13 protein-coding genes are annotated in these 21,135 nt (G+C 35.2%); 6 read left to right on the top strand and 7 right to left on the bottom strand.

Going from position 1 to position 21,135, the window contains the following annotated elements:
- Positions 1–3 precede the first annotated feature (3 nt).
- Complete coding sequence (locus tag JFV29_RS15575) at positions 4–2,187, bottom strand: acetate--CoA ligase family protein (RefSeq protein WP_242486898.1); 2,184 nt, start codon at positions 2,185–2,187, stop codon at positions 4–6.
- A 671-nt stretch (positions 2,188–2,858) separates the two neighbouring features.
- Here JFV29_RS15575 and JFV29_RS15580 point away from each other — a divergent pair.
- A complete protein-coding gene (locus JFV29_RS15580; RefSeq protein ID WP_201185073.1) occupies positions 2,859–4,217 on the top strand; it encodes an IS1182 family transposase in 1,359 nt (452 codons plus the stop codon).
- Between the two features lie 147 nt (positions 4,218–4,364).
- On the opposite strand, the gene JFV29_RS15585 is transcribed toward JFV29_RS15580, so the two are convergent.
- Entirely contained in the window at positions 4,365–6,443 is a 2,079-nt protein-coding gene (locus JFV29_RS15585) for a helix-turn-helix domain-containing protein (RefSeq protein ID WP_201185075.1), read from the bottom strand.
- 558 nt (positions 6,444–7,001) lie between these two features.
- Between JFV29_RS15585 and rocF the strand changes: the two genes are divergently transcribed.
- Complete coding sequence (gene rocF, locus JFV29_RS15590; protein ID WP_201185076.1) at positions 7,002–7,955, top strand: arginase; 954 nt, start codon at positions 7,002–7,004, stop codon at positions 7,953–7,955.
- A 395-nt stretch (positions 7,956–8,350) separates the two neighbouring features.
- Positions 8,351–9,787 carry an amino acid permease gene (locus JFV29_RS15595; RefSeq protein ID WP_201185077.1) on the top strand — a complete coding sequence of 479 codons (1,437 nt, stop codon included), beginning with the start codon at positions 8,351–8,353 and terminating at the stop codon, positions 9,785–9,787.
- Positions 9,788–10,257: 470 nt separating this feature from the next.
- Here JFV29_RS15595 and JFV29_RS31160 read toward each other — a convergent pair whose 3' ends face one another.
- The gene (locus JFV29_RS31160; RefSeq protein ID WP_274606979.1) at positions 10,258–10,392 is read right to left on the bottom strand and encodes a hypothetical protein; all 135 of its coding nucleotides are present in this window, start codon (positions 10,390–10,392) and stop codon (positions 10,258–10,260) included.
- Between the two features lie 341 nt (positions 10,393–10,733).
- On the opposite strand from JFV29_RS31160, the gene JFV29_RS15600 reads away from it, so the two are divergent.
- Entirely contained in the window at positions 10,734–12,098 is a 1,365-nt protein-coding gene (locus JFV29_RS15600) for a C40 family peptidase (RefSeq protein ID WP_201185079.1), read from the top strand.
- 396 nt (positions 12,099–12,494) lie between these two features.
- On the opposite strand, the gene JFV29_RS15605 is transcribed toward JFV29_RS15600, so the two are convergent.
- Positions 12,495–12,761, bottom strand: coding sequence for a hypothetical protein (locus JFV29_RS15605; RefSeq protein WP_201185081.1), 267 nt, complete (start codon positions 12,759–12,761; stop codon positions 12,495–12,497).
- Between the two features lie 453 nt (positions 12,762–13,214).
- Between JFV29_RS15605 and JFV29_RS15610 the strand changes: the two genes are divergently transcribed.
- Together JFV29_RS15610 and JFV29_RS15615 are read left to right on the top strand one after the other, a co-directional pair.
- The gene (locus tag JFV29_RS15610) at positions 13,215–13,679 is read left to right on the top strand and encodes a GNAT family N-acetyltransferase (protein WP_201185082.1); all 465 of its coding nucleotides are present in this window, start codon (positions 13,215–13,217) and stop codon (positions 13,677–13,679) included.
- Between the two features lie 497 nt (positions 13,680–14,176).
- Positions 14,177–15,508: an oligosaccharide flippase family protein gene (locus JFV29_RS15615; protein WP_201185083.1), complete on the top strand. Its 1,332-nt coding sequence runs from the start codon at positions 14,177–14,179 to the stop codon at positions 15,506–15,508.
- Positions 15,509–16,313: 805 nt separating this feature from the next.
- Here JFV29_RS15615 and JFV29_RS15620 read toward each other — a convergent pair.
- From JFV29_RS15620 to JFV29_RS15630, 3 genes are all read right to left on the bottom strand, one after another.
- A complete protein-coding gene (locus JFV29_RS15620) occupies positions 16,314–17,939 on the bottom strand; it encodes an acyl-CoA synthetase (protein WP_201185084.1) in 1,626 nt (541 codons plus the stop codon).
- A gap of 306 nt (positions 17,940–18,245) precedes the next feature.
- Positions 18,246–19,478 carry an acyl-CoA dehydrogenase family protein gene (locus JFV29_RS15625; protein ID WP_201185085.1) on the bottom strand — a complete coding sequence of 411 codons (1,233 nt, stop codon included), beginning with the start codon at positions 19,476–19,478 and terminating at the stop codon, positions 18,246–18,248.
- Between the two features lie 243 nt (positions 19,479–19,721).
- On the bottom strand, positions 19,722–21,038 hold the full coding sequence (locus tag JFV29_RS15630) for an MFS transporter (RefSeq protein ID WP_201185086.1): 1,317 nt from the start codon (positions 21,036–21,038) through the stop codon (positions 19,722–19,724).
- Positions 21,039–21,135: the final 97 nt, after the last annotated feature.

Below are 21,135 nucleotides of genomic sequence, written 5' to 3' on the forward strand. Positions count from 1 at the left end.
TTTCTACCCCCTAATGGTTGCTTTTTCATCGACTTTGTTTCCTACTACAATCATGGCATCTGCCGCTTTGATCCCATTTTCGTAAACTATTAAAGGATTAATATCCAACTCTTCGATGGAGTCTTTATAATCAGTAACCAGAGCAGAAACCTTTAATAACACATCAATGATGGCTTCAATATCAATTGAAGATTTTCCGCGCGCCCCTTTTAGAATTGCATTTCCTTTAATATCTTCAATCATTTCAAGCGCATCTTTTCTCGTTAGAGGGGCTATTCTAAACGAAATATCTTTGTAAATCTCAACAAATATTCCGCCTAAACCAAACATAATAACTGGTCCAAATACAGGATCGTTACTCGCACCAACAATAACTTCAACGCCATCTGGTAACATTTCCTGAACAGAAATTCCATTGATTTTTGCATCTGGTTTATAATTTAGTGCATTACGTTTTATCTCATTAAATGCTTTCTTTACTTCTTGATCATTTTTTAGATTCAATCGAATGGCATCTGCCTCCGTTTTATGAGGAATATCTGGAGAATCAACCTTTAGCACAACCGGGTAACCGATTTTGTTTGCATGTTGGGAAGCTTTTTCTGCATTTTCAGCTATTACCCGCTTTGTTGTCGGAATCTGATAGCGTTCTAAAATATCACTTGCTTGAGATTCACTTAATGTAGTACCGGGTTCCAACAAGTTTTGTAATCTTTGTTTCTCTATTTTCTTTGAGGAATTGAAAACGTTTGCTTCCTGATTTTTCCGATAGTATTCACTGTACTCCACTAATTTAGCTAATCCTCTAATCGGATTTAGATTACCTGGTATAACTGGAATACCATTTTTTACAAGCTCTGGAGTTCCCGGAGGAAGGGACATACCATCTAACGGGAATGTTGTAATAAATACAAATTTATTTGAACGGCTACAAATATCTATAAACTCTTGCAATAATGGATTTTCAGCGGTCCAACTGAACGGAAATTCTGTGAAAATGATGTTATCGACATCTGGATCCTCAATAAGTGCTCGTAATGGAGCTATAAATAATTCTGGATTTGAAACTGATGCAGCAGCTGTTAAATCAACAGGGTTGGAAGCGCTTGCAAAGTTAGGTAAAAAGCGCTTAATCTCTGTTGTTGTCTTCGAACTTAGCGGTATGATATTAAGACCATAGGCCTCACAACGATCTGCTTCATTTATACCCCTGCCACCAGAACTAGTGATTATTACCGTATTCCTTCCATTTGGAAGTTTCTTGGAAAGGAAAAGCTTAGAAAAAGAAATGATATCTTCATAATCGTCGGCTCTAACCATGCCTGATTGTTTAAAAAAGGCATCATATACCTTATCTGATCCGGCAAGTGATCCTGTATGAGATGCAGCAGCTCTGCTACCGGCTATACTTCGTCCTGTTTTCATGACAACAATTGGTTTATTTCTATCCAACGCTTCTTTAGCTAAGCTTCTTAATTTATCTGGGTTTTTAGCTCCTTCTAAGTAGCCACTTATTACACTTGTTTTTGGATCATGAATCATATATTCAATAATATCTGATAATTCAGTTTCCATTTCATTTCCTACACTCACGAAGTAATTAAAGCTTAGCCCATTCTGCGCTGCTGCCATATAAGTTAATACACCAAACGCTCCACTTTGTGAAACATACCCCACACCTCTTTGATCATTTAAAGGTACAGATAGAATAGCAGGTGAAAAAGTACCTATTAAACCATTAGACAAATTCACTAAACCAACGCAGTTAGGTCCCACTATCCGTATGCCATTCTTTCTAGCAAGTTCAGTAAGTGTCTCCTGTTGTTTGACACCTTCTTCCCCGGTTTCAGAAAAACCTGCAGCAAAAATGATCGCTGCTTTTACTTTCTTTTGCGCACAGTCCTCTAAAGCTTGCTGTACCTGTTCAGCACCTAGGCAAAAAATAGCTAAATCAATATCGTTTGGGATATCTGATAAAGATGGGTAACATTTTAAACCCTCGATTTCTTTTGCTTTACGATTGATTGGATATATCTCTCCACTAAACTGGCCATCTAAAAGAGCTTTAACTTGTAAATATCCGATTTTGTATTTACTCTCAGAAGCACCTAGGATTGCGACAGATTTAGGATTAAATAATGGCTCAAGAGTTTCATAAGAATTATTTAACTTATTATCTTTTGTCAAAAATCTTCCCCCCACATATACAGAAAATATCTTTGTTGTAATCTTACCTGGAAGGCAATAAAAATCTTTAAAAATCACATTTGTTAAATTCATTTAAACATTAGGGTGTTAATAATTAAAAAATGCTGCAAAAAACTATATGCAGCAAGGTTTTCGAAAATCCTATTAAAAATAAATGTTCTCGATTACCCCGACTTTACGCACCGATAACCCCGACATTGGAACAAGATAAGCGCCATACTATTTTTCAGAGAACCATATATGGGAAATTCTTAAAATTAAAAAGTATAACAAAATATGAAAAATACATTCAGGATTTTTCCTTATCAAGAGTTCATGAATCTAGAAGAACATTCACATTTAATAACGAAAAAACCTCTTCCATATAGATGAAGAGGTTTCAGACTGTAGACAAACTCGATGAAAATCGAGTTTGTCTACAGTTTTTTTGAGGGGGTGTAAAAATTCGAACGTTGATTTCCACTCCAGGCACTCGCTTTCCGCGGGCGGTCAGGGAGCCTCCTCGGCGCCTTTGCGCCTGTGGGGCTTTTCCCGCAGGAGTCTCGCACCTTCCGTTCCAATCAACTTTGTTTTAACAATTAGAAATAAACACTTTTTCCTACAGTCTTTTTTGTTTTAATATAGGAGTATTAAAACTTGAGGTGATGACGATGCTTTCGAAACATAATTCTATTCAGCGAGATCAACTTGAAATGATTACTTTGGATCAACTGGTGCCAGCGAACCATTTGGTTCGTAAAATTGAGGGGGCCATTGACTTCACTTTCATTTATGACTTGGTGAAAGAGATGTATTCAGAGATAGGCCGCCCAAGTATTGATCCAGTTATTTTAGTTAAATTGACATTCATTCAATATACCTTCGGTATTCGTTCGATGCGTAAAACGATTGAAGAAGTTGAAACGAATATGGCTTACCGTTGGTTTTTAGGTTACGGTTTCCATGATAAAGTACCTCACTTCTCAACGTTCGGGAAAAATTATGAGCGTCGCTTTAAAGATACAGACCTGTTTGAACAGATTTTTTATCGTATCTTAATGACAGCCTCAGAAAGAAAGTTAATTAGTGCAGAGCACGTATTCGTTGATTCAACACATGTGAAAGCCAGTGCGAATAAGCGGAAATTCGAAAAGAAAATCGTTCGTAAGGAAACACGAGCATATCAAGGACGCCTTCAAGAAGAAATAAATCAAGATCGTGAAAACAATGGAAAGAAGCCTTTTCCACCGGATAAATTTGATAAAGAAGAAACCAAAGAAATTAAAGAAAGTTCAACTGACCCTGAGAGTGGCTACTATGTAAAAGATGAACGAACAAAACAGTTTGCCTATTCATTTCATGCGGCTGCAGACCGCAACGGTTTTGTGCTGGGGACGATTGTAACACCAGGAAATACGCATGATAGTCATATCTTAGAGCCTCTTGTTGAACAAGTGATTGAGAAAGTTGGAAAACCTGAAGCTGTTGCCGCAGATGCAGCTTACAAAACACCAGCCATTACAAGCTACCTTTTTGGGAAAGAAATCACACCAGCTTTACCCTATACACGTCCACGAACAAAAGAAGGGTTCTTTCGCAAGCATGACTATGTTTACGATGAACATTTTAATTGTTATCTCTGCCCATCGGGCGAGATTTTAAAGTACTCAACAACAAATAAAGAGGGCTATCGCGAGTACAAATCACCCAAACACACTTGTGCGACATGCTCATTTTTATCACAGTGTACAGTAAGCAAAGACCATCAAAAAGTGGTGACACGCCATATCTGGCAAAATTATATGGAAGAAGCAGATCATCTGCGTCACCACAAGGATGTAAAACCTATATATGCGAAACGCAAAGAAACAATAGAGCGTGTATTCGCAGATGCAAAAGAAAAGCATGGTATGCGTTGGACTACTTTAAGGGGACTTAAAAAATTGTCGATGCAGGCGATGCTTACATTCGCTGCCATGAATTTAAAGAAGATTGCCAATTGGACATGGCAAGGTCCAATAATGGCTTAATAAAGTGGGCTCGTAGAGGCCCAATCTCTTAATCTTGATCAAAATTCAAAGGGAATTTCAAAAGGGGTCCAGAATTAAAACATTCTGGACCCCTTTTGTCTACAAACTGAAACCTCTTCCATATAGATGAAGAGGTTTAGTATAATGCTATGATTTATTTTTATGTTCCTGTTTTTCCAGCCATTTTATCATTTTCGTTCGAATTTTATGTGATGGCCTTTTGATTCCTCTCTCAATGTTACTCACGTAAGGAGCAGATATTTCTAGTTCTTCTGCTAATTGATATAAAGAAAGATTAAGAATTTTTCTAGTGATTCTTATTTGTTCACCAATATTTTCACTTCTCTTTTGACTATTAGAATCCTGTTGTGAATGCCGAATGTCACTTCGAACTTTTTGTTTTTTTTCAATTGAACGATATTGGTCCTTAATAATCTCCGGTGGCTCAATTAAAATCATAGAATTCAACCAAATACTAGCCCATCCTTTATAATCCGCAATAGATTCATCCCATTTTTCATAATGCCATGACGCGATGACACCATCTTCTAATAATGTATCCATAGCTTTTTCAAAACGCTCTCTAGTACGAGAAGGTGTGCGATTATTCATTTTTTCGCCGATTGATTCCAATAGTGTACTTGTTTTATTTGGCTGTAAAAAGTCTCCTTTTCTAGCTTGAGTCCTCCAACGCCAGCTTAAATACCTTGTAAGTCTTTTCTCCCAAATTTGTCTATAAGGATTATATTGCAATGCCTTAATTGAAAGAAGAGCAACTTGCCTTGCAGAACCATTTAGATACTTAGCAAACACTTTATCAATTGTAAACGTTATCTTTTTTCTACATGTTTCTTCTGAAATACCATATTCTTCTCCCATATAATCTTTAAAAATGAACGTCCGCCCCTGGAGTGTTGTCTGAACAGGTTTACCTTTTTCATAGATGACAGCTTTGTTAATGTTAATCCATATGCTTTGAATATTTGTAAGCGATTTCAAAATTTGTTCGCGTTGTCTTGCTTCATATCCACCTCGACGCCCGTCTCCTCCAAGTTTAGGCTTTAACCCTCTAATTGATAGTAGGTCATTCAAATAGATTTCTACTATTTCTTCATTATGTCTTGCCTTGGATAAAAAAAGGCTGCAAAGTGCATCAAAAACATCCACATCCACATCAGACAATAATTGTACTCGGTTCCATGCTTCTTTAACAATTGCATGCTCAATAATTGATGTGTGATTGTTCTCTATAGGGATAATTTGTATAAAACCTTCTGTATTACCTTTTTGAATAGGTGTTGCAGGCCAAGGGATATCCCCATCATTTCCGAAATTTTTTTTATAGATTGCGTCTCTAACTGATTGGTACGGGGCGCTATTCATCACAAGCAGATGGTCTTGAATAGTTAAGTTGAAAGAAAAATCTCTTATTGTGGATAATAATAAATCTGATGTTTGAAAAGAATCTTTTTTAAAACAAAGAAGATTTTCTATTTTTTCAATCGTACTGGTTTCTAAATTAAATTCAAAAATAATTTTATCAACCCACTCTTGGGTATACCCATTTACTATATATGTTATTTTCGAAACAAATTCTTTGTTTTCAGCAAAATTTTTAGTGATAAAATGATAAAATAATTTATTCAATTCTTGAACATCAAGTCTTTCCATTTCATTAAAGCCAATTGATATGGCTATTTCTTCAAGGATACATTCTTTTATTTGAAGTCTAAACCAGCTATTGAATTCATCCCAAACAGGTTTTTCAACCAAAAATGTATCCTTTTTCAAAATTTTCTCCATTTGATATATTGAATCTTCTATTAACTGTTTTTCTTTTAAAATAGCATGACTTTTAGAAGAAATTCTTTCATATTCAGATAAAAGGTAAAACACAACATTTTGAGCTATTTGTGATATCGTTTCGTTTCTCGCCGTTAGCCTCAACTTGGCAAACAGTTCTTCATTTTCTTTATATGCATTCTCCCAAATAACAAAGCTTTTATTATTTAATCCATCTTTAAACGTTAGAAAACCTGTCGAACCCTCCAGCTTATATGATTTGAATACCTTATTGAAATCATGATATTGATTGTTTTGTTCATAAATGCAGAGTACCAAAAAATTATTAATTTTACTTGACCAACGATTCGATAGATACTCAATACTATCATTCGCTTCGCTACGATTCATTGTTTCACTGTGTTTATTATTACTTTTCTGCATAAATACCTCCTAGACAATACCTAAATCGATATACAAAAACACTCAATGTTTTAGATGATATATATGTAGTGAAATATGATTATTTTAACTATGTGAAATAAAAATCAGAATAATATACTATTAGAAATTTTTCTTATGCTGAAAAAAACTGTCTACCTAATATATTCAATATGAAGATATAAAATCCTTCCTTGGTTTATATTAGTAACTGCTCTAATTCCTGCTTGTATATTGATTTGTTCAAGGTATTTATTACTCCAGAAATCAATCATCTCTTCACTAGGAAGTCTAATTTGAAAGAACTGCCCCCTCTCATTAATGAGGTTTGCAGCTCTGTAAGCATCGTGATTATGTACTAATTTAAAACACTGTATTTAAACATAACATATAACCTCGTTAGAAAAGGTTTTGCATGATTCACGGATTGTCAATAGGATTTTTTTACCATGCCTTTCTCTCTATTCTCAATCGTATAAATATTCAAAAAAATGTCGAGTTGAGTCATCTATCCTTTTACCCTTATACTAGGGAAGAAAAATTGAAGGGGGAGAATTATACATGAAGAAAGAAATTTCAATTATTGGTGTTCCAATGGATCTTGGTCAAACTAGAAGAGGAGTAGATATGGGTCCAAGTGCTATCAGATATGCAGGTTTGAGTGAAAGACTTGAAAACATTGGCTATACTGTCCATGATGAAGGTGATATTAAAGTAGAGATACGAGAGAGAGCACAAAGTGATGCAGATACTAATTTAAAGAATTTACAGGATGTAGCAGAAGGCAATGAAAAATTAAGTCAAAAAGTTGCTGAAGTCACTCAATTAAATCGATTTCCTTTAGTTTTAGGTGGAGATCATAGTATAGCTATCGGAACATTATCAGGTTTAGCACAGCAATCTGAGAACTTAGGGGTAATTTGGTATGATGCGCATGGCGATTTAAACACAGCCGAAACTTCTCCTTCAGGAAATATACATGGTATGTCTCTAGCGGTAAGTTTGGGACTTGGCCATCCTGCACTGACTAACATTGGTGGATATACACCAAAAATAAAACCAGAGAATATTGTTATTATTGGTGCCCGTTCCTTGGACCAAGGTGAGAAAGAGTTAATTAGAGAAAAGGGTATTAAAGTATATACAATGCATGAGATTGATAGATTGGGAATGACAAGAGTAATGGATGAATCGATTGCCTATCTTAAAGAACGTACAGATCTTGTTCATTTATCCCTTGACCTTGATGGTCTTGATCCAGACGATGCACCGGGAGTAGGAACGCCTGTCATGGGAGGTATTAGTTACCGTGAGAGCCATCTTGCCATGGAAATGCTAGCTGAAGCCAATATCATTACATCCGCAGAGTTTGTAGAGATAAATCCAATTTTGGACGAGCATAATAAAACAGCTGAAGTTGCTGTCGCATTAATGGGCTCTTTGTTTGGAGAAAAATTACTTTATGGAGCGGACGATCACCTTATCACTCCTAATTTACTGGCTGATGTTAAATAGTCGAACTTTTTTTGAGTAACTGTTATTGATAGAAATATAGAGCGATTTTATTAATCTCAAATTTTTAAAAAGATGGTCCATTGAAAAAAGCCCATATTGTCATCTGCGGGCTTCTTCCCCATTGACGGATGGCCACATGAATCAATTTATATCCATAGTTTCCAGACGTTTGGCTTCTTTTTCTTTCTTAAGAGACGTCATCGAAATTATTTTTGCATTGGTACCTATGTTAACTCCTGTTTCTCTACATGCAGAAGCAATCTCTTATTCAAGGGATAATATCACCTAAGATTGAAATCAAAGCATAAAACTTGTTAATGGAGAAACATTAATTCCCTAAAAACGTCCTAACATAAATGAAACCGTTTGCACCCATCAGGTAAAGGAGTTTTTCAATGAAAACAGTAGAAAATCAACCAAATGAATTAAAACGGAGCATGAAAGCAAGACATTTATTTATGATTTCAATAGGGGGATGTATTGGTACAGGCTTTTTCATTGGTTCAGGCTACACCATTCATGAAGCAGGGGCCATCGGTGCTATTCTCTCTTACATAGTTGGCGGTTTTATCATGTATTTAACGATGCTTTGTCTCGGTGAACTATCGGTTGCCATGCCTGTTTCCGGTTCGTTTCAGACATATGCGACAAAATTCATTGGTCCTGGAACCGGCTTTGCCATTGGATGGCTATACTGGTTAGGGTGGGCAGTTACAGTTGCCTTAGAGTTTTTGGCAGCGGGACAACTTATGCAAAGATGGTTTCCTGAATCACCCGTTTGGATGTGGTGTGCAATCTTTGCTTTTCTCATCTTTTTACTAAACGCTTTATCAGCAAAGGCATTTGGCGAATCGGAGTTTGTGTTTTCAAGCATTAAAGTATTGGCTATTATACTGTTTATCGTAGTTGGCGGTGCTGCTATGTTTGGTATTATTGATATGAAAGGCGGACAGGAGGCACCGTTTTTCTCCAACTTTTTCAGTGAAGGCCTCTTTCCAAATGGGATATCGGCCCTACTTATTACAATGATTACAGTGAACTTTTCATTCCAGGGCACAGAGTTAATCGGAATTGCAGCAGGAGAAAGTGAAAACCCAGAAAAGGTCATACCTAAATCTATCAAACAAACAGTTTGGCGAACTCTTTTCTTCTTTGTGCTTTCAGTCTCTGTACTCTCAGCATTGATTCCAAGGGAAAAAGCAGGAATCGCTGAAAGTCCATTCGTTGTTGTACTAGATAGCATAGGAGTGCCTTATGCAGCGGACATTATGAACTTTATCATTCTCACGGCTTTGTTGTCAGTTGCAAACTCCGGCCTTTATGCGGCGACACGAATGCTGTACTCGCTTTCTAGAGAAGGAATGGCAAGTCCAAAGCTCGGTATGGTAAATAAGAGAGGAATTCCACTAAATGCATTACTTATCACTCTTGCAATAGCCGGGTTGTCTTTACTTTCAAGTGTAGTAGCTGCAAAAACAGTGTTTGTTTTTCTTCTCTCCCTTGCAGGATTAGGAGCACAAATTGGCTGGATTGCCATTGCGGCCTCTCTTCTTGCTTTTAGAAGATCATATATCCGTAAGGGTGGAAAGGTAGAAAATTTAAAATTCAAAGTACCACTATATCCATTCATTCCCATTCTTGCCTTAATAGCAAACTGCATCGTCATGATTAGTCTAGCATTTGTTCCTGAACAGCGGATGGCCCTTTATTGCGGCGGATCGTTCTTCCTTGGTTGTTATGCTGTTTATCACTTTAAGGTGAAGAAAAACAAGCAAGTAAATACACCTCAACAGGAAGTGGAATTAAATTCTGGTAAAAAAATGGTCATTTAATCTTGTCCAGATTATCTAGAGAAGAAAGTAAAGTAATGAAAAGCAATCTTTGTTAAATAAGATTGCTTTTCATACTGGGCATTACATAAAATCAACGCGAGAGTATTTACATAAAGAAAAAATACTCTGGAGATATCTCATTTCCAGAGTATTTTTACACTAAACAACTATTAAACAACTTCTTTTTTCCTTACCTGCTTTAAAAGCAGGAAATTTGTGGTTAAAATGAGAACCGATGATTCATACTACCTTTACTATGGTAACCCAGGTGTCTGAAAGATTGTCCTTTGCTGCAGTCATTACTGAGCGACTATAAATTCTCTTCGCCAAATTCTTTTTATCCATAAACGAAATACATAACTACGGCGTATAACATGACTGTCCATGCAAGATTAAATCTGCAGATCTTTTCCTTCCTCGAATAACAAGAGACTTTCACCCCATGAGTGTCCTTCCGCAAAATAGAGTTTCTATCCCAGCTTTGCGAATAGTGAAATCCCATCAGATGCAGAGGTGGTTGAAAAAGTTATCCCCAGGACCATTGTGAATACTACCAAACCAGTAAGTAATTTCTTCATTGTTCCATCTCCCTCTTTTTTGAGCATCCAAACCACCTTACTAGTTCCCCTCAGATTTTATATTCTCTATGCTTTATACCTCTTTTTAAAAGGTATTATTATCAACTTTATTTCTAAAACCCTTCAAAAGGATCTATCTCTACCGAAAATTACTATATTATCAATAGAAGAAACCTATAGATAACTATCATTGATACACACCAATTGTCCTAAAACACGACATCTAGCAATGAAACTGTAACATTAGAAATTATTTTGTAATCTTAGAAACACTTTTTTATTCTATTTGTCATGGTTTTTATATATTTCATAGCCCTATAATATAAAGGTTAAATATTTTTTTACCACATCAGGAGGAACTTTCCTATATGAAGAATTCGAAAAACTCTTTTATTCTCGCGGGAACTATTATAGGTACCCTATTTGCCAGCACTTCTGCTTATGCAAGTTCTTATCAAGTTAAATCGGGTGACACCCTAGACGAAATTTCTAAAGCGCATAATACAACTGTCCAAAAATTAAAATCTGAAAACAATTTGACTAGTAATCTTATTTTGCCAGGTCAAGTTTTAAAGATTAATGAATTCAACTATAATAAAAGTACAGATACAAAGGAAAAATATGTAGTTAAACTTGGGGATTCTTTATCTACAATTGCTAAAAGATATAATCTTTCTCTTAGTACATTGATTAAATTAAACCCTGAGATTTCTAATTCAGATCGTATTCATATTGGCCAATCTATCCGTGTATCTGGACAAGCCCCTACATCTAGTTCAACGGCTAGCAAAGGTAGTTCAAGTGATACCTATAAAGTCAAATCAGGTGACACCCTAGACAAAATTGCTAAAACACATAATACGACTGTCCAAAAATTAAAATCTAAAAACAATTTGACTAGTAATCTTATTTTTCCAGGTCAAGTTTTAAAGATTAATGAATTCAACAAATATACGAATAACACTACTAATACAACAGAAAAATATGTGGTTAAACTTGGGGATTCTTTATCTACAATTGCTAAAAGATATAATCTATCTCTTAGTGCATTAATTAAATTAAATCCTAATATTTCTAATTCAGATCGTATTCGTATTGGCCAATCTATCCGTGTATCTGGACAAGCCTCTACATCTAGTTCAACGGCTAGCAAAAGTAGTTCAAGTAAAACCTATACAGTCAAATCAGGTGACACCCTAGACAAAATTGCTAAAGCACATAATACAACTGTAAATTCTTTACTTTCTTTAAATCCAAGCATTTCAAATGCAAATACTCTTCATATTGGTCAGTCTATTAAACTTTCTGGAAAAGCTACATCATCTGTAGCTAAAAAAGAGTCCATATCAACTAATTCAGCACAAGCTGATAAAATATTAGCTGCTGGTGCGAAATATTTAGGGGCTAGGTATGTTTATGGTGCAAGCACATCACGTACAGATATATTTGATTGCTCTTCATTCACATTGAAAGCATTCCAAGCTGTAGGTATTTCCTTACCACGAACTTCATCGGCTCAATCCCAGGTTGGGAAACTTGTATCTTCGAACACCCTGCAAAAAGGAGATTTAGTATTTTTTGATACCAATAATGATGGAGTAATTAATCACGTAGGAATTTATGCCGGTAACGGTCAAATGCTTAATGCTTCAACATCTAAAGGTGTATCTTATGCAAACATTAACAGTTCTTACTGGGAACCTCGCTTTGTAAAAGCAGTTCGTGTTCTTTAACTAAATTCATATGTATCAAATAATAATTGTTAGCTACACTAAGTCCCCATTTTGATTTTAAATGGGGACTTAGTGTAAGATTCCAATTTAATTTGTAGAGTCAATGGATGTTCGGAAACAGCTAGCCTTATCGAGTCAGTAAAGCAACAAGGCTAATAGTATTGTATTGTCCAAAAGAAACAAACTCTTAGTTTCAGATAAAAAAACTTCAAATCAGTAGCTAAAGGTTTAACTCGTTTACTAAAAGTTGAAAATTCGTTTGCTTCCAGCAATTGTAGACTTTGCATTAAAACGGAATCCCTTTACCATTTCACCCTCAAAAATAACAGCAGCTTTTAATTTAGGATAACAAATATGTAATTAATCAAAAAAATAAAATCATCTTAAACGATGATTTTATTTTTTTGCATATTCTTTTAACCGAGGTAGGATTGGCTCCAAAATTTCCTTGGCTATGTAATCTGTTTCTAATCCAATAAACTGTTTGCCTTCTAAATCGACTGATCTAGCCTTTTCCGGATCATTGCAAAAAATAAACGAGATTATTCCGTTATCTTCTGTCATATCTACATATTTGAATGTAATATCATGTTGTGTTAAACAACTTTCAAACGCAATGCATAATTCATCAATGTCTGACTTACTAATAGATGTAAATTTCATTTTGATCATCTCCTCTGAATACAGAATAGCAAAATATAGGCTGAATTACAAAGTGAATATATCCTCTAGTAGAAGGCCTTTACTATTTATCCGGCATTTCTAATCTAGTGGAAAATTGAAAAACCACTAAATTTTTTTAACTAAGTTCATCTGGTTTAGCCAAAACTTTTAATAATAAAACAAAGGTCACTTTAAGAGTGGACATCATGAGAATGAAATAATCAGCAAATATAGATAAAGCTTTGGTTTTTCCGCAAAATATGCGATGACTTGAATTAGAATTAATTTTTAAAAAAACTATGTTCTCTAAGCGTCTATTGTGGCTTTTGGATAAAGTCTCATCATTTATAAAAAAAGAGGAATTAACATTATTAAGCTAACAGGTATGCGATAGTTTTTTTAAAATATATTATGTTTAATAGAAGAATTATCAATATATTAGGAGGGAATTAAATGGTTACATTAAAACCTATTAAAAAAGAGGATTTTAAGCAATATATTATTCATGCAATTGATGACTATGCAAAAGACAAAGTTGCTTCTGGAAATTGGAGTGAAGATGAAGCAATGGATCTTTCTAGGAAAGAATTTACTCAACTTTTACCAAAAGGTGAAAAATCCGAGTTTAATTTTATATTCTCTATCTTTCACGACCAACACATAGTCGGAACGATTTGGATTGCACAAAAATCACCTAAAAATAATGACGAAGGCTTTATTTATGATTTTATTATCTTTGAGCAATATCAAGGGCTGGGATATGGTAAGAATGCAATGAAAGAAATTGAAATTATCGCTAAAGAATTAGGAATGAAGAAGATTTCACTTCACGTTTTTGGCCATAACAAAATTGCACGTGGATTATATGAAAAGTCGGGCTATGAAATTACGAATATCACGATGACAAAATCAATTTAAATAAACTATTGCATAGTGCATAAAGGTAACTTCCTATATAACGGAGAGTATTCGTCGTACTTAAACCCTGAAAATGATCAAACTTTATTCTAAAGTAACATCTATCTATACGCTCACCATACGATAATGTGCCATTAGCTGAAATCCTAGAAAAATCTATGGATTAAATCAATGTGCCCCAAATAAAACAAAGATGATTATCAACGATAAAAATGAAAATTCTTAGCAAAATCCAACAGGGTTTCGTTATTTTTATTTCCGTACTTTTTTCTGAACGATTTAAGGGGAAAAATATTAGTATGAAAAGATTAATGTGAAGGTTAAACTATGCTCACTTCCAATAAGGTAGTTCTTAAAAAAACTTATATTCTTAATCTATATTTTTTTAGTAAAACCATGATAAGTCAATAAGTACCTCCGCTTTATGTCCTTCCTTATGAATATTCCATGGCATGTCTCATATCTTATACAAACACCTTTGTTAGGAGTGTGCCAACATGAAATCTTTCTATAAAGGAACGCTCATTTTGATTGTCGCAGCGTTTTTTGGTGAATGTATCGAATTTTTAGTGAACATGATCCTAGCCAGGGAATTACAAGAAGAAGGCATGGGGCTCTATATGTCTATATTGCCGATTTTCTTTTTGATATATGTGATTGCCAGTCTTGAATTACATATTTCCATTTCAAAATTCGTGGCAGAAAATAAACACACATTGCATTATAATCTTGTGATACATGCACTTAAAATGGCTATGGTTGTAGTGCTGGTTATGTGTGTCGTCATGCCTTTTATTCTTACCTTTTCATCCATAATGGACAGATACCACCCATATATAAAATGGCTGCTTATTACCTTAATCCCTATAGTCGCCTTTTCGTCGATTGCAAGAGGATATTTTATGGGCGTTCAGCAGATGGGAAAGATTGCATTTTCCAACTTTTTAAAAGATATTATTCAATTTGGCTTGCTGTTCTTCATCTTTACCTTATTTAATTTTAACCAGGAAAAGTCCCTGCTGATGGCCTTCTTTGTTTTAATAGGCAGTGAGTTCCTCGTCTTCTTATACCTGATTAGCCTATTGATTCTTCAAATGCGTATTATGAAGCGTGGTACAAACTCGCGTACCTCTGGTAGATATGCACGTCAAAAGTTGCTGGAGGTTTCACTACCTACTATGGGACTAAGAATCTTTCACGCAATAACAAATGCGATTCAACCTTTTCTGATTCATGCTGCCCTTCTCTCAGCAGGATTCGGCGCGGTAATGGCTACTGAACATTTTGGGATGCTCACAGGAGTTGCGATGACTATCGGCTTCTTCCCTGCTTTTATTGCTCATTCACTAATGATAATGCTTATCCCTAATGTATCGAATGCTTACAAGAGACAGGATGAGGAAAAATTGAGAGTTTTATTACAAAAATCGATGTCTTTTACAATCTTGTATGGGGTTCCTGCAGTGGTCTTTATTTATCTCTTTGCGGAACCTTTGACCTCACTCTTTTTTTCCTCCACTTCAGCTGCTTATTATTTAAAATTATTATGTCCTTATTTTCTTTTTCACTTTTTTGTTATTCCGATGCAAGCCTATCTTATTGGCTTAGGCTTAGTTAAAGAGGCTTTTTTCCATACTGTGTGGTCACATATCGTCGCCTTTGTGATGATGTATATTCTCGGCTCCCAAGCCTCTCTTAACATGGGAGGCATCATCTTAGGCATGAATACAGGTGCTGTATTATTAACCCTTATGCATTACTTAACTATATGTAAAAAAATAGGGATAAGCATCTGGTTAACAAAATCGAGATCTATAATAATGAAGTAACCTGTACTTATCTAGATAGTTAGTGAGTTTTCAACCTAATTTGATTTTAGTCAAGAATATTCTTTAAAATATCATACAATATTAATGAAGTGATATCATAAATAAAGCTAAGGCTAAGACCGGATAAACGTACGGGCAAGAAAGGTAAAAAAACCGAACGATCAACATAACATATGTTGTTAGACGTTAAACACTCGAATGATTCAAAATGTCAACAATAATAACGGTGACAAAACTCAAAACCTTTTTAAAATATTCAAATAAAATGTGAAGAAAAAGACACTCCTCAATCAGGCTGTGTCTTTTCAATTCTTATGAGGTTAATTAATGTAGACTGCAACTTAAGGTAATTTATTGGATTGATTCTCGTTGTCGTTATATCTGTATTAAGGTCATTAGGTGCTTTTTAACCGTGCCTGTTACTCAATGAAAAATCACATACCAACAATTACACAAATCAAAAGCTTGATTTAGGGCAGTTCATCATTATTTTACCTTCTTTCCAATAAAAAGGAGGAATACTTATATTTACTTTTCGATATTCAGGAGGTAATACTAGGCCTTTTAATCTCTTCAAGACTTGGTTTTAGATTACTCATTAAAATACAAGGTGATTATTAAACTAGATGTGTCCACTCTACCGGTCTGTCCAATTTATAGTAACGCATGGTCTATGTGAAGCACCTCAGCTCCCCCTTGACATTAGCGAGCTCATTACTGTTTAAAAAATTATGTTAATATATGCTACGACTACGGAAACAACATTCACTATCATCATTATTATTAGAATTATTAATTCATAATATTATTCATCCTTAGGGACAGTTTGAGTTTTTATGTTTTCTATTTGTTTTCTTTGTTTTTCTAACTGACGTAATTTCCCTCTTTGAATCTTACCTGAGACGGTTTTGGGTAGTTCTGAAACAAATTCAATTTCTCTTGGATATTTATAAGGAGCTGTAATTGTTTTTACATAATTCTGTAATTTCTTTACTAGGTTATCTGACGGTATAACTTTTTTATCTATGACAATAAAAGCTTTTACAACGGCTCCTCTAACTGCATCAGGACTTGGTACAACAGCACATTCTTTCACATTTTCATAACTTAGCAGAGCCTCTTCTATTTCAGATGGTCCAATGGTGTAGCCAGAGCTTATTATGAGATCATCTGAACGACCTTCAAACCAAAAATATCCGTCTTGATCCATCTTCGCAAGATCACCAGTCATATACCAATCACCATGGAATACTGATTTCGTGCGTTCCGGATCATTATGATACTCTTTGAATAAACCTCGAACACTTCGGTGTACTGCAATCACTCCCACTTCCCCAAATGGTAATGGATTCCCATTATCATCATTAACTCTTACCAGATCACCCAGAGTTGATCTTCCTAGTGACCCTGGTTTTACATTCATGTCATTTAATGATGTAATTAGTAGAGTGTTTTCTGTTTGTCCATAACCATCTCCAACCTTCACGTTGAAGTGTCTCTTAAACTTATCGATAACTTGGTTATTAAGAGGTTCCCCTGAACTTAAAGCATTTTTTAGACTAGAAATTTTAAAACGATCTAATTGATCGACATTAGAAATTTTGCGATATTCAGTTGCGGTAGCACATAAAAAGTTTACATTGTATTTTTCTATCATTTGTAAATATTTCTCCCCATCAAGATGACCGTTATAAGCTAATCCTGTAGCACCAGACCCTAACGTGTTAATAAAGGCATTGTGTACCCACTTTATCCATGCTGGACTAACAGTGCTCCAAATCAGAGTACCCGGTCCACAGTTAAACCCAATTTTTACGGATAACGCTCGATGTGCATAAACCCATCCATGATCATGTATTACTCCCTTTGGATTCCCCGTCGCACCAGATGTATAGCAAAGGAAAGCGCTATCATCAGAACGGGTTGCAACAGGGTCAAATTTTGATGGCATTCCTTTGATTAAATTCTCGTAGTTTTGCCATCCTTCCACTTCGCCGCCAACCGTGAGATAATATCTAAGGCTCACCGTTTCTGAACTAATTTTATGGATCCGATCTGTTAATGTATGATAACAAATGATTGCTTTAGCTTGTGATTGATTAATTCTATATAAAAGATCCTTAGGCATAAGCATATCTGAACCGGGAGATATAACTAACCCTAACTTTAAAGCAGCAATATAAGCAATATATGTCTCAGGAATTCTTGGAAGGACAATTAAAATCTTATCCCCTTTTGTTAAACCAATGTTTTTTAAGACATTAGCAAATTTATTTGATAAATGGCGGAGCTCTTGGTAGGTTAAGGTCCTTGTGATTCCTATTGCATCTTCCCAATAAATAGCTACTTGGGGCTCCCCATCAGCATAGCCATCGATGTCCCAAGCAATGTTATAGTATTCTGGGACAATTAGATCAAAATTTGTACCCATTTCATACCTCCCCTTAAAAAAATTATTGATATATACCTTAACTATTCGATTTGAAACTAAGAGGGCATTTCATTAGGGGATGCCCTCTCCAAAAATACTGATATAGTATCTTACTGCTTAGTATGAATCAATAATTGAAAGACAGTCTGACACTTATGTTCACACCACCCACCTTGAAGAGGAAGTAGACTAAAGGTATATCTTGTATTTCAACTCACTCTCATTTAGGATTTTATTTCAATAAATTTTATTACTCTCTTAAATGTAAACGCTTACTAATTTTCGGATCTTTTTCTAAAAATAGAGTTAATTCAAAACAAATTCACTACCTGCTTTCATCAATTCACCGACTTTTACTTTTTCTTTCAGTAAATTAGTAGCGATTGAACGGCGGAGCATTTCATCTGAACCTTCAAAAATACGCCAAATTCTTACCTCACGATACCAGCGCTCTACAGGCGATTCTTTTGTATAACCTAAACCTCCATGAATTTGTAAAACGCGGTCAACTACTCGACTTATCATATTAGTCGAATATAACTTTGAGATTGAGGACTGATGGCGGAATTGAATGCTATCTTGCCCAGTTTTCCATGATCCTTCTTGTTCAGCCATCCACGCAGAACGGAGAAAAATCCATTTTGCTGCTTCAATTTCGGTAGCAGAATCAGCGATCATCCATTGAATTGCTTGACGTTCAGCAAGTGGCTCTCCGAATGAAACACGATTATTTGCCCATTCTATTGCCATATTTAATAAACGTTCAGCACCACCAATAGCCCAAGAAGGAATAACCCATCCACGATTATGGTTAATGAACACCATTGCATATTTAAAGCCATCTCCCACTTCTCCAATAACATTTTCTTCAGGAACACGTACATTATCAAAAACTAGCGTTGCAGGTTCATGATGACTTCCAGACATCACCGGAATTGGCTCAGAACGGTACCCCAGTTCGCGGTCAACTAGGAAACAAGTGATTCCCCCATTCATACCTTTCTGTCTATCTGTTACTGCAAATACGATGGCAAAGTCTGATTCACTACCATGAGTAATAAATATCTTTTCCCCATTAATAATCCACTCATTTCCTTGTTTCACAGCAGTTGTTTCCATATTTGAAGCATCTGAACCAGAACTTGATTCTGTCAATGCAAAGCAAGCAATTTTCTCTCCATCAACAACTGGCAATAAATACTTCTTTTTTTGTTCTTCATTAAGTACTATATATAAAAGATTTGGTGCATGTCCTCCAAAATCAAAAGGAACAATCGTTCTACCTAATTCCATTTGTATTAAACTACTCATTACAGGACCCAAGTCGGCTCCTCCATATTCCTCTGGAGAGTTAATTCCCCAAAAACCTATGTCCTTAGCTTTTAATTGAAGTTTACGTAATTCCTCCCTAGTAATTCCAGGTTTACCTTCACGTTCATTTCTTAACACTTGATTTTCGAGTGGCGCTAATTCTTTTTCAACAAAATCTCGAACTGTTTCTTGTACCATTCTTTGCTCATCAGTTAATCTAAAATCCATGTCTCTTCCCCTTTTCCATTTTAATTTTGGTGGCTTTTATATTTATCTGAATATTCTAAATTTATTTTATCTTAGGTGATTTTAAGTGTAAATCACTTAAATTTTAAGGTTACTTCAATTTTTCCTAAAGAAAGAGTGAAGCGTTCAAGATTACCTAAATCAAAACATATATTTTTTACACTTTTAAATTTTAAGTAACATTAGCAATTTGAATCGAATAGTTTTCAATTATACGAGCAATATTTACATACGAGCATTATTTACTATGACTTCTGATTGATTATTTTTTATTCCTGGTTTAACAAAAATCATCAGGATGAATCCAATTAAGCAAACCACTACTGCTGCAATAAACATCGCTGGATAACCATTAGTCATGACAAGATAACCAGTTAAGGTCGGAGCGACTATAGCAGCTGCGTTAATTATGAAATGGTTAACCCCTGTATATGCTCCAACTCTTGTAGGTGCAGTGTCCTGAATGACTACCCAAAACAAAGCACCACCTAAAAATGAAGAACCAGTCCCCAATGACATTAAGAGTAAAATGACTAATGGAGAATTAACAGTAAGAATGAGTGTAAAGAACAAACCTGTTAGGATAAATGAAATCATGCATAGTCCCGATCTTGCTATCCACAAGTTGTTCGTCCTTTTAAATAGAATATCTGAGATTTTTGGTCCCAGTAGAACAGTAATACAGGCTAATGTCCAAGGAATCATCCCTAGATAACCTAACGCTTTTAAATCGTAATTGAAGACGTCCTGCAGGTATTTTGGAGCCCAGGTTAAAATTAAAAAATTAATGTAGTTCGCACAAAAGTGAGCAATCGAATTTAACATTAATGTTGGACTTTTAAAAAAATGATACCAGGGGGAAATGGTCTTATCTCCACCTTCATTCTTTTTTATGTCATTAGAATAACGAATTACTTCTAGTTCTTCTTTTGAAACAAGGGGATGATCTTCAGGATAATCTGTAAATATTTTGCGCCATATAATCGCCCAAATTATACCAATCGCTCCCAATACGACAAACATCATTTTCCAACCTACTGTAGAAATTAAAAATACGGCAATTGGGGCCGTAATTAAAGCTCCAAATGGGACTCCTAATATACCTATTCCATTCAAAAATGCTCTTTCTTTTACAGGTGCCCAATTTGCCAACGTCCGGGCATTGCCTACAAGAGCAGGTCCTTCTGCTAATCCAAATAAGATTCGAAATACAGCAAATCCTGCAAGTGCAGAACCTCCAAAAACGGCAATACCAATATCCCCTGAAACCCCCATACCCAAAGCAAATATAGACCAAGTAACAGCCGAAAGCATCCACACAAATTTAGGACCTTTTTTATCGGCTAATAGTCCTCCAAAAAAACCGCCAAAAATATATCCGTATCCAAAAAAACCTAATACATGCCCCCATGATTTAGCATTTAATCCATATTCATTTATTATATACTCCTGTGCATAAGCCATTATAGAGCGATCAACATAATTAATAATTGTAATAAAGGTAATCATCATCATTAAGAAATAGCGGTATTTTCCACTCATCTGTTTCACCTCTTTTTAGTATTTTTGTAGAGTTTCTTATTCATCATTACTTAGTGAAATAAATTTAAAATCCAATCAATTTGTAAGGGCTTTCATT

This window comes from Peribacillus sp. TH16 (assembly GCF_016651095.1).
GTDB lineage: Bacteria > Bacillota > Bacilli > Bacillales > DSM-1321 > Peribacillus > Peribacillus butanolivorans.

Coding starts and splice junctions, on each gene's coding strand:
- JFV29_RS15595 (WP_201185077.1), top strand. CDS start 8,351: ATGAAAACAGTAGAAAATCAACCAAATGAATTAAAACGGAGCATGAAA.
- JFV29_RS15620 (WP_201185084.1), bottom strand. CDS start 17,939: ATGGGTACAAATTTTGATCTAATTGTCCCAGAATACTATAACATTGCT.
- JFV29_RS15615 (WP_201185083.1), top strand. CDS start 14,177: ATGAAATCTTTCTATAAAGGAACGCTCATTTTGATTGTCGCAGCGTTT.
- JFV29_RS15630 (WP_201185086.1), bottom strand. CDS start 21,038: ATGAGTGGAAAATACCGCTATTTCTTAATGATGATGATTACCTTTATT.
- JFV29_RS15605 (WP_201185081.1), bottom strand. CDS start 12,761: ATGAAATTTACATCTATTAGTAAGTCAGACATTGATGAATTATGCATT.
- JFV29_RS31160 (WP_274606979.1), bottom strand. CDS start 10,392: ATGCTCAAAAAAGAGGGAGATGGAACAATGAAGAAATTACTTACTGGT.
- JFV29_RS15580 (WP_201185073.1), top strand. CDS start 2,859: ATGCTTTCGAAACATAATTCTATTCAGCGAGATCAACTTGAAATGATT.
- JFV29_RS15600 (WP_201185079.1), top strand. CDS start 10,734: ATGAAGAATTCGAAAAACTCTTTTATTCTCGCGGGAACTATTATAGGT.
- JFV29_RS15585 (WP_201185075.1), bottom strand. CDS start 6,443: ATGCAGAAAAGTAATAATAAACACAGTGAAACAATGAATCGTAGCGAA.
- rocF (WP_201185076.1), top strand. CDS start 7,002: ATGAAGAAAGAAATTTCAATTATTGGTGTTCCAATGGATCTTGGTCAA.
- JFV29_RS15625 (WP_201185085.1), bottom strand. CDS start 19,478: ATGGATTTTAGATTAACTGATGAGCAAAGAATGGTACAAGAAACAGTT.
- JFV29_RS15610 (WP_201185082.1), top strand. CDS start 13,215: ATGGTTACATTAAAACCTATTAAAAAAGAGGATTTTAAGCAATATATT.